This window comes from Parerythrobacter aestuarii (assembly GCF_030140925.1).
In the GTDB taxonomy this organism is placed as follows: Bacteria; Pseudomonadota; Alphaproteobacteria; order Sphingomonadales; family Sphingomonadaceae; genus Parerythrobacter; species Parerythrobacter aestuarii.
Genome location: NZ_JARBWD010000001.1, coordinates 1,456,060 through 1,467,503, shown reverse-complemented (window position 1 = coordinate 1,467,503; position 11,444 = coordinate 1,456,060). Strand labels below are relative to the sequence as shown.

General features: G+C 62.1%; 13 protein-coding genes. 4 read left to right on the top strand and 9 right to left on the bottom strand.

Annotated elements, in window-relative coordinates; genetic code table 11:
* The first annotated feature begins 25 nt into the window (after window positions 1–25).
* From dapF to QPW08_RS07205, 4 genes are all read left to right on the top strand, one after another.
* Entirely contained in the window at window positions 26–835 is an 810-nt protein-coding gene (gene dapF, locus QPW08_RS07220; RefSeq protein WP_284125054.1) for a diaminopimelate epimerase, read from the top strand.
* On the top strand, window positions 832–2,010 hold the full coding sequence (locus tag QPW08_RS07215; RefSeq protein WP_284125053.1) for a MiaB/RimO family radical SAM methylthiotransferase: 1,179 nt from the start codon (window positions 832–834) through the stop codon (window positions 2,008–2,010). The genes dapF and QPW08_RS07215 overlap by 4 nt, the downstream gene beginning before the upstream one ends.
* On the top strand, window positions 2,007–2,921 hold the full coding sequence (ftsY, locus tag QPW08_RS07210) for a signal recognition particle-docking protein FtsY (protein ID WP_284125052.1): 915 nt from the start codon (window positions 2,007–2,009) through the stop codon (window positions 2,919–2,921). The genes QPW08_RS07215 and ftsY overlap by 4 nt, the downstream gene beginning before the upstream one ends.
* A 110-nt stretch (window positions 2,922–3,031) precedes the next feature.
* Entirely contained in the window at window positions 3,032–3,676 is a 645-nt protein-coding gene (locus QPW08_RS07205; RefSeq protein WP_284125051.1) for an inner membrane-spanning protein YciB, read from the top strand.
* Between the two features lie 10 nt (window positions 3,677–3,686).
* Here QPW08_RS07205 and QPW08_RS07200 read toward each other — a convergent pair whose 3' ends face one another.
* The 9 genes from QPW08_RS07200 to ccmC form a co-directional block, all read right to left on the bottom strand.
* On the bottom strand, window positions 3,687–4,406 hold the full coding sequence (locus QPW08_RS07200; protein ID WP_284125050.1) for a hypothetical protein: 720 nt from the start codon (window positions 4,404–4,406) through the stop codon (window positions 3,687–3,689).
* Between the two features lie 60 nt (window positions 4,407–4,466).
* A complete protein-coding gene (locus tag QPW08_RS07195; protein ID WP_284125049.1) occupies window positions 4,467–6,335 on the bottom strand; it encodes a potassium transporter Kup in 1,869 nt (622 codons plus the stop codon).
* Window positions 6,336–6,509: 174 nt separating this feature from the next.
* Window positions 6,510–7,214, bottom strand: coding sequence for a tetratricopeptide repeat protein (locus QPW08_RS07190; protein ID WP_284125048.1), 705 nt, complete (start codon window positions 7,212–7,214; stop codon window positions 6,510–6,512).
* A complete protein-coding gene (locus tag QPW08_RS07185; RefSeq protein WP_284125047.1) occupies window positions 7,211–7,612 on the bottom strand; it encodes a cytochrome c-type biogenesis protein in 402 nt (133 codons plus the stop codon). The genes QPW08_RS07190 and QPW08_RS07185 overlap by 4 nt, the downstream gene beginning before the upstream one ends.
* Entirely contained in the window at window positions 7,609–8,136 is a 528-nt protein-coding gene (locus QPW08_RS07180) for a DsbE family thiol:disulfide interchange protein (RefSeq protein WP_284125046.1), read from the bottom strand. Before QPW08_RS07180 ends, QPW08_RS07185 begins: the two co-directional genes overlap by 4 nt.
* A complete protein-coding gene (locus tag QPW08_RS07175) occupies window positions 8,133–10,082 on the bottom strand; it encodes a heme lyase CcmF/NrfE family subunit (RefSeq protein WP_284125045.1) in 1,950 nt (649 codons plus the stop codon). Before QPW08_RS07175 ends, QPW08_RS07180 begins: the two co-directional genes overlap by 4 nt.
* A complete protein-coding gene (gene ccmE, locus QPW08_RS07170; RefSeq protein ID WP_284125044.1) occupies window positions 10,079–10,543 on the bottom strand; it encodes a cytochrome c maturation protein CcmE in 465 nt (154 codons plus the stop codon). Before ccmE ends, QPW08_RS07175 begins: the two co-directional genes overlap by 4 nt.
* Entirely contained in the window at window positions 10,540–10,680 is a 141-nt protein-coding gene (locus tag QPW08_RS07165; protein ID WP_284125043.1) for a hypothetical protein, read from the bottom strand. Before QPW08_RS07165 ends, ccmE begins: the two co-directional genes overlap by 4 nt.
* Window positions 10,680–11,402, bottom strand: coding sequence for a heme ABC transporter permease CcmC (gene ccmC / locus QPW08_RS07160; RefSeq protein WP_284125042.1), 723 nt, complete (start codon window positions 11,400–11,402; stop codon window positions 10,680–10,682). The genes QPW08_RS07165 and ccmC overlap by 1 nt, the downstream gene beginning before the upstream one ends.
* Between the last annotated feature and the right edge of the window lie 42 nt (window positions 11,403–11,444).

The following is an 11,444-nucleotide window of genomic DNA, read 5'->3' as shown; positions in this document are numbered from 1 at the left end:
GCACTCCCACCATAGATGCGCTGCGATGCGTATCTCCTTCACCAAGATGCACGGGCTCGGCAATGACTTCGTGATGCTCGATGCCCGCGAGCACAGACTGCCGCCGATGACGGCAGCGATTGCGCGCGCCTTGGCGAACCGAACCACAGGGATCGGCTGCGACCAACTGATCCTGCTCGAACCCTCCGAAGCAGCCGATTTCCGTATGCGCATTTTCAATGCCGATGGCGGCGAGGTTGAAGCCTGCGGCAATGCCAGTCGCGCTGTGGCGCTGCTGCATGGCAAGGCAGCCACAGTAGAGACGAACGGCGGTATGATCGAAGTCGCCCCTACCAAAGGCGGCGCGCGGGTCGACATGGGCGTGCCGCGGTTCGAGTGGGAAGCCATCCCGCTCGCCTATGCCATGGACACGCTTTCCATGCCGGTGGGCTGGGGTGAACTGGAAGCGCCGGTTGCGGTCAATGTCGGCAACCCACATGTGGTATTTTTCGTAGAAGACGCAGATGCGGTGCGCCTCGACCTGATGGGTGCCGGGATCGAAACCGACGAACTCTTTCCCCAGCGCATCAATGTCAATGTTGCATCGGTCACGGGCAAGGATGCAATCAAACTGCATGTGTGGGAGCGCGGCGTAGGCTTGACCCGGGCTTGCGGGACAGGAGCCTGTGCCACCGCTATTGCAGCGATGCGACGCGGACTAACCGGCCGCACGGTCGACGTTACCCTGCCCGGCGGAGTGCTAACCATCGAATGGAACGCGCACGGCCGGATCATCATGACCGGCCCCGCGACCGAGAGCTTTCGCGGCAGCTTTGACTGGGGGGACTACGCGTGAGCGGAGCGGAAGTCATTTCGCTCGGTTGCCGCCTCAATATTTCCGAAAGCGAGCAAATCCGGGCCATGCTCGCGCGCGAAGATAATGTCGTCGTCGTCAACAGCTGTGCAGTAACCAGCGAAGCCGTGCGCCAGACCCGGCAGGCCATCCGGCGGGCGCGCAAGTCCCGGCCGGACGCGCGATTGCTGGTGACGGGTTGTGCCGCGGATATCGAGCGTGAGCAACTCTCCGCCATGCCCGAAGTGGACGGTCTCATTGCCAACACCGCCAAGCTCGATGCGCGGGCCTGGAATGTCCCCACGCTCGATGCGCCTATCAAGCGAGACCGGCACACCCGTGCCTTCATCGCTGTGCAGAACGGTTGCGACCATGCCTGCACATTCTGCGTCATTCCCCAGGGCCGCGGTGAAAGCCGGTCGCTATCGGTCGAACAGGTTTTACGCGAAGTGGAACGCCATCTCGACGAGGGCGCAGCAGAGGTCGTGCTAACAGGCGTCGATGTCACCAGCTGGGGACACGACTTGCCTGGGAAGCCGGTGCTTGGTGCGCTCGTGCGAGCGGTCCTCGATGGCTTTCCGCAACTCAGGCGGCTGCGTATGTCCTCCATCGACGGGATCGAGGTCGATGACCAACTGTTTGAGCTGTTCGCAAATGAACCGCGCGTTATGCCGCATATTCATTTGTCGCTGCAGCACGGGCACGACCTGATCCTCAAGCGGATGAAGCGTCGCCACAGCCGCACCGATGTCGTGGAGCTTGTCTCAAGGCTCAAGGCAACGCGGCCGGAAATTGCCATCGGTGCCGACCTGATCGCCGGCTTCCCGACCGAGAGCGAGGAACATCACGCAGGGAATCTTTCGATCATCGAAGAACTTGCCATCATCCACGGACACATCTTCCCTTACTCGCCCCGCCCCGGCACCCCCGCCGCGCGGATGCCGCAGTTAAACAAGGCTGTCATCCGGCAGCGCGCCACCGAGCTGCGCAATGCTGTTGCCCAGGTGCGCGAACCTTGGCTGCGCGCCCAACTCGACAAACCTCACAGCGTGCTCGCCGAACGCGATGGTTGCGGCTACACGCCTGGCTACGCACGGGTTAAACTGCCCGAAGACACACCTGCCGGGGCAATCGTGACCATTACTCCCACTACACTCGAACAGGGCCTGCTTGCATGAGCTGGACCGAACGTCTTTTTGGCGGCTTCAGGAAAACCTCCGAACGGCTGAGCGAGAATCTCACCGCCGCGGTCAGCACTGCCACGCTCGACGATGCCACGCTGGACGAGGTCGAAGACGCGCTGATCATGTCGGACCTCGGCCCGTCTGCCGCATCGCGCATCCGCGAGAAGCTGCGCGAGAAGCGCTTCGGGCTGCAGATCAGCGAGCGCGAGCTCAAGGAGGCGGTGGCGGAAGAGATCGCCGCGATCCTGCGACCGGTTGCCGTCCCGTTGGAAATCACCGCCTTCCCGCGTCCACAGGTGATTCTCGTCATCGGCGTCAACGGCAGCGGCAAAACCACCACCATTGCCAAGCTGGCGCACTGGCTGGTCGAGGAGGATTACGAGGTCATGCTGGCGGCAGGAGATACCTTCCGCGCTGCCGCCATCGAGCAATTGGCGACCTGGGCTGACCGCGTCGGCGTGCCCATCATCAAGGGGCCGCAAGGCGGCGACCCGGCCAGCATCGTGTTCGACGGGGTCAAAGCGGGGACCGAGCGCGGGACCGACGCGCTGATCGTCGACACCGCCGGGCGATTGCAGAACAAGCGCGAGCTGATGGATGAGCTGGCCAAGATCCGTAAAGTCCTCGGTCGGCTCAACCCTGAGGCACCGCACGACGTGATACTCGTGCTCGATGCCACCAATGGCCAAAATGCGCTCAGCCAGATCGACGTATTCAAGGAAGTCGCCGGAGTCACCGGCCTCATCATGACCAAGCTCGACGGCACCGCGCGCGGCGGCGTGCTGGTAGCAGCGGCCGAGCAATACGGCCTGCCGATCCACGCTATCGGTGTGGGCGAGAAGATCGACGATCTGCGTCCGTTCGACCCAGACCTGGTGGCCAAAGTGATCGCGGGGATTGCGTAAGGCACTCCCTTACAACCGTTCGGGCTGAGCCTGTCGAAGCCCTGTTTTTCTTCTGGAGATGCGTTTTGCAAGAAAAGGACAGCCCTTTGACAAGCTCAGGGCGAACGGAGTTGGGAGATAAACCCAAACCCAAATCCGGCTGGCTCAACATCCTGGTCGATTACGGCCCGCTGCTGGTCTTCCTCGGTGTCTACAAGTTCTACCAGCCGCCGGCAGAGTCGACTTTCGGCCAGATCGCAGCGGTGATCTATGGCACCATAGCCTTCATGATCGCCGCAGTCGTCGCGCTGGTCTTCAGCAAATTCAAATTCGGCCACGTCTCGCCGATGCTGATCCTCTCGACCGCACTGATCGTCGGCTTCGGAGGTCTGACGATCTGGCTGCAGGACGAAAGCTTCATTCAGTTCAAGCCGACTGCGATCTACCTCTTGTTCGGGTTCTTCCTAGTTGGAGGCTGGTTGCGCGGCAAAGCGTTGCTTCAGGTCCTGCTGGAGGCGGCGTTCGAAGGCGTCAACGAGGAAGGCTGGCTCAAGCTCAGCCGCAACTGGGGCTTCTTTTTCTTCGCATTGGCCGCACTCAACGAAATCCTCGTGCGCACAATGACCTTCGAGGGCTGGCTGTGGGCCAAGCTGTGGGTCTTCCTGCCGCTGAGCTTCCTCTTCACCTTCACGCAGATCCCGATGCTGCTCCGCCACGGGTTGGCGATCGAGGACCGCGACGCGGTGCTAAAGGACGAACCGCCCACAGGCAGCTAGCGAGACTGTTTCACCACCGGCTATCCGGCGGTGAAAGGCGCGGATCGCGAAAGTCGTTCCGTTCGATTTCAGCGATGATGGAATTGGCCCAAAGTGCCCCGCCCCTAATATAGACCGCGAGCACAGTTCCCAATTCAAGGTCAGCGAAGCGATGCCCGGTTGGACCGCAGTCATCTTCTCCACTGTGCGCAAAACGATATCTGCGAACCGGCACCTGACCCTTGAGCACGCCCAGAACCTCGACGGTGTTGCTCATCAGATATCCGGTCGTTGCAGGGCCCAGCTCTTCGCGGTCGATCACCTGTAGGACCATCACGATCTCGGCATCATCCCACAACGACTCTTGCCGGGCCTTTTCCGCAGCGCGTTCAGCAACGCTGCGATCATACTCATCCTGGGCGAGCCGGTCCTGGAGAGCCCAGCCGGCGTGTTTCACCCGGTCTTCATAAGCGACGTCGCTCTCGCCGACCCGCATAATTGGTGCGTGGTTCGCTATGAGGTTCGCAAGCCGACGCTGGTGTCGTTCGGTTGTCTCGCCAGGGCGCCGCCCGAAAGTGATGTCCCATGTACGTTCGGCAATGGCTAGCCCGCGCTGCCAGGCAGCCACCCGCGCATCATGCGATTCGGCCGTTTCGCCTTCCTGTAACGCCGGAGCGCTCGCTTCGACGAGAGACGGCAGCGGCAGTTCAGGCTCGGCTGGCGGCGAACAAGACAGCGCTACACTCTGCAAAATCGCTGGAATCCCTAGCGAACTCAAAGGCCTGTCTCCTGTTGCACTCCCACCGGCAGGTCAGATCCGCACCTGACTCCCCAGTTCGACCACGCGGTTGGTCGGGAGCTTGAAGAAGTCCATCGCCGTCGCCGCATTGCGCAGCATCCAGGCGAAGATTTTCTCGCGCCAGATCGGCATGCCGGGCTTGTCGCTCGGCAGCAGGGTCTGGCGGCTGAGGAAGAAGCTGGTCTGCATCATGTCGAACTTGCCGCCGCATTGTTCCATTGCCTTGAGCCCCTCGGGCACGTCGGTTGGTTCCATGAAGCCGTAATGCAGCACAGCACGGTAGAAGCCTTCGCCGATCTGCGAGTACTCGCAGCGCTTGGCCGGGTCGACATAGGGGATGTCCGAAATTTCCACCGTCAGGATGATGACCCGCTCGTGCAGCACCTTGTTGTGCTTGATATTGTGCAGCAGCGCCGAGGGTACGCCAGCAGTGCTCGACGCCATGAAGATCGCCGTTCCCGGCACCCGCACCGCGCTGTTGTGTGCGCTCTTGGCGAAGATCTCGATAGGTAGCGCTACTTCGCTCATGCGGTCGCGCATCAGCTTGCGCCCGCGCGCCCATGTGGTGAGCAGGGTAAAGACGATCAGGCCCACCACCAGCGGGAACCAGCCGCCATCGGGCACCTTGGTCAGATTGGCTGCGAAATAGGCACCGTCGATGATGAGGAACAGCAGCACCACTGGCGCAGCATAATACCATTTCCATTTCCACACCCCGACCAGCAGGACCGCCATCAGCAAGGTGTCGATGGTGACTGCGCCTGTCACTGCGATCCCATAGGCCGAAGCGAGGTTGGAGGAGTTCTGGAACGTCAGCACCAGGATGATCACGGCAACCATCAGCGCCCAGTTGATGATCGGGATATAGATCTGGCCCGAATGCGCGTCGCTGGTGTGAGTAACAGAAAGGCGCGGCACGAAGCCGAGCTGGATCGCCTGGTGAGTGATCGAGAACGCGCCCGAGATCACAGCCTGGCTGGCAATGAATGTCGCGAAGGTCGCAAGAATCACCAGCGGCAAACGCAGCATTTCCGGTGCCAGCAGGAAGAACGGTGCCTTGATCGCTTCATTGGCCTCTGCCGCACCCAGCGAAACGATCATCGCACCCTGCCCGAAATAGTTGAGCAACAGGCATGGCATCACAAAGCCAAACCAGCTCAGCCGCATCGGGCCGCGCCCGAAGTGGCCCATGTCCGAATAGAGCGCTTCCGAACCCGTCACCGCCAGCACGACCGAACCGAGCGCGAGGAAGGCCAGCATGCCGTCGTTGATGAAGAACTGGACTGCGTACCAGGGGTTGAGCGCGTAGAGGATTTCCGGGTGCTGGACGATGGAGATAATCCCCAGCGTCGCGATGACAGTGAAGTAAACAATCATTACCGGGGCGAACAGCGCCCCGACCTTGGCCGTGCCGCGCTTTTGCAGGATGAACAGGAAGATCAGCAGCACTAGTGCGATGGGGATCACCAGCGGGTCGAGCCGGTGGTCGACCACTGTCAGCCCCTCGACCGCCGAGAGGACGGAAATCGCCGGGGTAATCATGCTGTCGCCATAGAAAAGCGAGGTCGCGAACACGCCCAGCAGCACCACCAGCCAGCCATAGTTGGTCTTGCCGATACTGCGGCTGATCAACGCGACGAGGGCGAGGCTACCGCCCTGCCCCTTGTTATCGGCGCGCATCAGGATGCTGACATACTGGATCGCCACGATCAGCGTCATCGACCAGAAGATCAGGCTGACGACACCCAGAACGTGGTTATAGTCGATCGGCAGCGGGTTAGGCCCGACGAAAGTCTCGCGGAATGCGTAGAGTGGGCTCGTACCGATATCGCCGAAGACAATACCGATGGCACCGATCGCCAGCTTGGTGGTCGAGTCCATGTGATGACCGCCAGCTCCCTCGGGAGCGCGGTCAGTTGTTGGAGAAGCTTCGCTCATAATACCGGTGGTTCCGACCCTATGGCTGATGGCGCAAATTGCGATGCCTGCAACCGACTTCTCCCAAGCCCGCAGCGACGCGCGCGCCTAGCAGCCCTGCCCGGGGCATGCAATATGTCACTCCGGCTGCGGCCCTGCCGCTGCCGGGGCGGCAGGCGGCGCGACTGGAGGCAACGTCACGCCTTGTTGCTGCGCCATCACCGCATCGATCAGCTGGTCGATCCCGGCAACACGCTCGGCAAGAAAAGCGTGCCCAGGCGTATCCTCGTCGCTCGCGGCCAGAGCATCGGCCCAGATGTCGCGCGCTGTCGGGGCGTCGCCGGTCCGCAAGGCATTGACCCCATCAAAGAAGGCCGGGGCCGGACTGTCCTTCAGCGTTTCATACGATCGCTGGAGCGCGAACACGGCAGGCTTCGTTAATCGACCCCGGGCATGTTCGGTCAAGGCAATGCTCAGCGCCAGCCAAGCCTCGCCGTTGTCAGGATCTTCGGCCACTACTTGCTGCAGGATCTGCGCCGCACGTTCGAAATCGCCTTTGCGGGCAAAACCATCGGCAACTGTGATGAAGTGCGCCGGCACGTCCGCTTCACTAAAGAATTCACGGCGGGCATCGACCAGGGCAGGATTCCCCTGCGGACCGTTCTCCATCGCCTCTGCAGGAGCGGCCGGGTAGCTGGGCGAGCCTTGCCAGGCATAGCCAGCCAGCCCGAACACCAGTACAGCCGCCAGCAGTGTCCACAACTGGCGATGCCCTTTGAGCAGGAGCAACCCAGCCAGAAAGGCAACAATCGCCAGCCCGATGATCGCCAGCCAGCCCGTCATGCCCGCCGCATCCTGCGCCAGAACAAGCCCATGGCGGCAAGCAGCAACAGCACCGGCACCACAAACAGGGGCCAGGTGCTCGCATTCACTGTTGGTTCGTAGCTGATGTAGTCACCATAGCGCTCTATCATCCACGCGCGGATATTCTCCGGCTCTTCCCCGGCAAGGATACGGGAACGGACCTGATGGCGCATATCGCCTGCAATCGGCGCATCGCTGTCATGAATCGATTGCGACTGGCAAGTCAGGCAGCGCAGGGTTGCCATCAATTCGAGCGCTTCGGCTTCCTGCGATGGGTCTTCCAACTGCACATTGGCGTAGGGAGCATCGGGCATATCCGATTGTGCAAGGGCCGGTGCCGCCAGCAGCGCAAAAACGAGTGAAAACAAACGGATCACCGTGCTTCCTCCAGCTTCTGCAGCAACATGGCGACATCGCCAGCCCTCACGTCGCCGATGTGCTGGTGGGTGATATTGCCCTTGCCATCGATCACGAAGGTTTCCGGGACCCCGCTCGACCCGATGCCGAGCTGGACTTCGGAAATATCGTCCCGCGCGACCACGGCATAGGGGTCTCCATAGCGCGCGAGAAAGCCCGCAATATCTTCAGGCTTGTCGCGGATCGCCACCCCGACAATGGTTGCGCCTTGCGCCTTTAGGGCATCGAGATAAGGCGCTTCGGCAATGCACGGGGCACACCAGCTGGCCCAGACGTTTAGCAGCTTGGGCTGGCCATCGCGAAAGATCGCATCGGTCACGCGCGGCGCATCATCGGTTTGCCCGGGCAGGTCGAAGCGCGGGAGCGACTTGCCAACCATGGCGCTGCGCACGGTTTCGTCGCGCGGCTGGGTCAGCTGGTAGCCGGCAATGCCGACAAAGAAGGCGAACAGCGCTGCGGGAATCCAGATCAGCCAGCGGTTCATGCCTTGCCCTCCCGCCCCTTGCGGATCGCGATCTGGCGCAGGATTTCCGATTTGCGCAGATAAGCGATCATATGCCCGAGGATGGCGAAGACGCCGCCCAGCGCGATCAGCAGCCCGCCATACCAGATCAGCGTCACAAAGGGCTTCCACCAGAGCCTGACCTGCCAGCGACCATCTTGTGTAGCATCACCCAAAACGGCGTAAAGCTGTCCATTCCAGCGCGTATCGAGCGCGCTTTCGGTTGTTTCCTGCACCGGATCTGTGAAAGTGCGCGCTTGCGGGCGCAGCAGTTGCGGCTCTCCGCCGTCGTAGCTGGCGAGCAAGCGTGCTTCGAGCGCTGTCCAGTTGGGCCCGGCGGTCGGCGAGACGCCCTGCAATTCGATCACCCACTCGCCCACAACCACCTTTTCACCAGGACTCAGCGCTGCGAGCTTCTCCTTGGTGAACGCCGCTTCGCTGGCCATGCCGAACAGAGCGACAGCCACGCCCAGATGCGCCAGCACCATGCCCCAGCTGGCGAGTGGATAGCGCAGCAGCTTGCGCCCCATCAGCGGCTGGATGCTTGCCACAGCGAGCGCAATCGCCAGTGCCATCCCGATGAGCGGCAGGATGCCCATATCTCCCAGCAGACCGGCCAGGACGAGCACGGCGACGAGCACTGCGGCACAAATCGCCATCGGCCGACCGATCCGCTGCAACCTGTCGCGTCGCCAGCGCAGCAGCGGACCTACGCACAGCACCAGCAGCATGGGCACTGTGAAAATGGCCGCGACCGGGTTGAAATAGGGCGGACCAACCGACACGCGTGTCCCCATTGCTTCCGTCAGCAACGGGTAGAAGGTGCCAAGCAGCACCACCCCAAGGATCGCACTCAGCATCACATTATTGAACACCAGCGCGCTTTCACGGCTCGCCAGGGCGAAGCGCTCACCCTCGGCAATGACGCCGGCGCGCATAGCAAAAAGTACGAGCGCCCCCCCAACGTAGATCGCCAGAAGCGCGAGGATGAACGCCCCGCGCTCAGGATCGACGGCAAAAGCGTGCACGCTGGTAAGAACGCCCGACCGAACCATGAATGTGCCAAGCATGCTCATGGAAAACGCCACTACGCCGAGCAGCACCGTCCACGTCCGCAGCGCGTCGCGCGCCGCCAGCACGCTGACCGAATGCAGCAGGGCGGTTGCTGCCAGCCACGGCATCAAAGAAGCGTTCTCTACCGGGTCCCAGAACCAATAGCCGCCCCAGCCAAGCTCGTAATAGGCCCAATAGGAGCCGGCGGTGATGCCGATGGTAAGAAAGACCCAGGCCCCCAGCACCCACACCCGCATGGCGCGGGCGAAATCGGGCGTAACCTGCCGCGTCAGTAGCGCGCCAACAACGAAGCTGAAGGCCACCGACAGCCCGACATAACCGATATACAAGGTGGGCGGGTGGAAGGCCAAGCCGATGTCTTGCAACAGGGGGTTGAGCCCGGCCCCAGTCGGCGCCGGCGTCGGCAGGCGTTCGAACGGGTTGGAAGCGAACAGCAGGAAGGCGTAAAAGCCCATCGCCACGAAACCTTGCGCGGCCAATGTCGCCTGCATGGTGCGTTCGGGCAAACGCCTTTCCAGCCAGGCGATCAACGCACCTGCCAGTGCCATCACCGTGACCCACAGCAACATCGAGCCTTCATGGTTTCCCCACGCCCCACTGAGCTTGAAGATCAGCGGTTTGTCGACGTGTGAATTGGTCGCTACCAGCTTCACCGAGAGATCCGTGATCGCGAAAACATGAAGTAGGCAGAGGAAAGCGACCCCCAGCAGCAGGCCCTGCAGCATTGCAAGTGGGCGCGTGAGCGCTCCGACATCCGCACCCTGATCACGCAACGCCAGCGCGCCGCACGCGAGCTGCGCGAAACTTAGCGCGGCGGCGAGCCAGAGCGCGGCAAGGCCCAGTTCGGCCATCACGAGGGCGCACTCTCCTCCAGCGAAGGCGGTGCCTGATGCTCTTCCATGTCCTGCAATTCACGCGGGACGTAATTTTCATCATGCTTGGCGAGGAGATTGTCAGCCTCGAATGTGCCGTCGGGCTGGTAACGACCTTCTGCTACTACGCCGGAGCCTTCCACGAACAGGTCGGGCAGGATCCCGGCATAGCGCACCGGCACAGTGGCTTCACCATCGCCCACCACGAATGCCACTGTCACGCCATCTGCAAGGGTTTCGAGCGATCCTGCCTGCACCATGCCGCCCAACCTTACCGCCCGGTCCGGTCCCGGCTTCTCGGCCAGGATCTCGCTTGGCACGTAAAAATAGCTGGCTTGATTGCGCAGGGCCCAGGCCGCGAGCAATCCTGCCCCCAACAGAGCGACCAGGGCAATGATGACCAACACCAATCGCTGGTGCTTGGGTTTGAGAGCACCGGTCATTTCCTGCGCGCCTCCTCGCGGCGAGCTTCCGCCCGCCTCATGGCCAGCCAGCTCCACACCACAGTGGCGAGCGTTCCCGTGATTCCCAGCGTGTACGCTGCCACCACAAAGTCCCATTGATCCAATGCTTCGCGCATCAGACCGCCTCCATCGCCCTGCGGCGGAGGCGCGCCTCGGTCTGCACATCCGCGAGGATCGCACGCATCCGCGCGAGCACAACGCCTCCGAAAATCAGGGAGAAGCCCAGCGTCGCAATCAGCAGCGGCCAAAGGAATTCAGGCGCTATGGCGCTTTTGCCCATGGTGATCGAAGGTGGCTGGTGGAGTGAATTCCACCACACCACGCTGCGATTGATAATCGGGATATTGATGGCACCAACCAGCCCGAAGATGGCCGGGATGCGCGAGGAGGCACCTTCGCGCTCGCTCGCCTGGGCCAGCGCCATGTAACCGGCATAGAGGAACAGCAGCACCAGCATGCTGGTCAGCCGCCCGTCCCATACCCACCAGGTGCCCCAGGTCGGGCGGCCCCAGATCGATCCGGTGGCAAGACAGATAGCGGTGAAGACCATGCCCGGCAGTGCTGAAGCACGTGCAGCAATGGCAGCGAGCGGGTGGCGCCAGACAAGGTAGACGAGGCTCGAGATTGCTATCGCGGTCCACCCGCCCATACCCAGCCACGCGCTGGGAACATGGATAAAGAGGATCCGTACGGTTTCGCCCATCAGTCGGTCAGGCGGGACCTGCGTCAGCCCCCACCACAACGCTCCGGCTGTCGTCACTAGCCCGGCCACCAGCAAAAGCGGGGTCAACCAGTTGGCAAGCGACAGGAATCGTTTGGGATTGGCAAAAGCATGCATGGCTTGGGCGGTTGCCTTACCTAGCCCCGCACTGCCCTGCAA

Excerpts from the sequence above, each read along its gene's own strand:
- QPW08_RS07190 (WP_284125048.1), bottom strand. The coding sequence starts at position 7,214 with ATGACGGGCTGGCTGGCGATCATCGGGCTGGCGATTGTTGCCTTTCTG.
- ccmE (WP_284125044.1), bottom strand. The coding sequence starts at position 10,543 with ATGACCGGTGCTCTCAAACCCAAGCACCAGCGATTGGTGTTGGTCATC.
- QPW08_RS07195 (WP_284125049.1), bottom strand. The coding sequence starts at position 6,335 with ATGGACTCGACCACCAAGCTGGCGATCGGTGCCATCGGTATTGTCTTC.
- ccmC (WP_284125042.1), bottom strand. The coding sequence starts at position 11,402 with ATGCATGCTTTTGCCAATCCCAAACGATTCCTGTCGCTTGCCAACTGG.
- dapF (WP_284125054.1), top strand. The coding sequence starts at position 26 with ATGCGTATCTCCTTCACCAAGATGCACGGGCTCGGCAATGACTTCGTG.
- ftsY (WP_284125052.1), top strand. The coding sequence starts at position 2,007 with ATGAGCTGGACCGAACGTCTTTTTGGCGGCTTCAGGAAAACCTCCGAA.
- QPW08_RS07165 (WP_284125043.1), bottom strand. The coding sequence starts at position 10,680 with ATGCGCGAAGCATTGGATCAATGGGACTTTGTGGTGGCAGCGTACACG.
- QPW08_RS07180 (WP_284125046.1), bottom strand. The coding sequence starts at position 8,136 with ATGAACCGCTGGCTGATCTGGATTCCCGCAGCGCTGTTCGCCTTCTTT.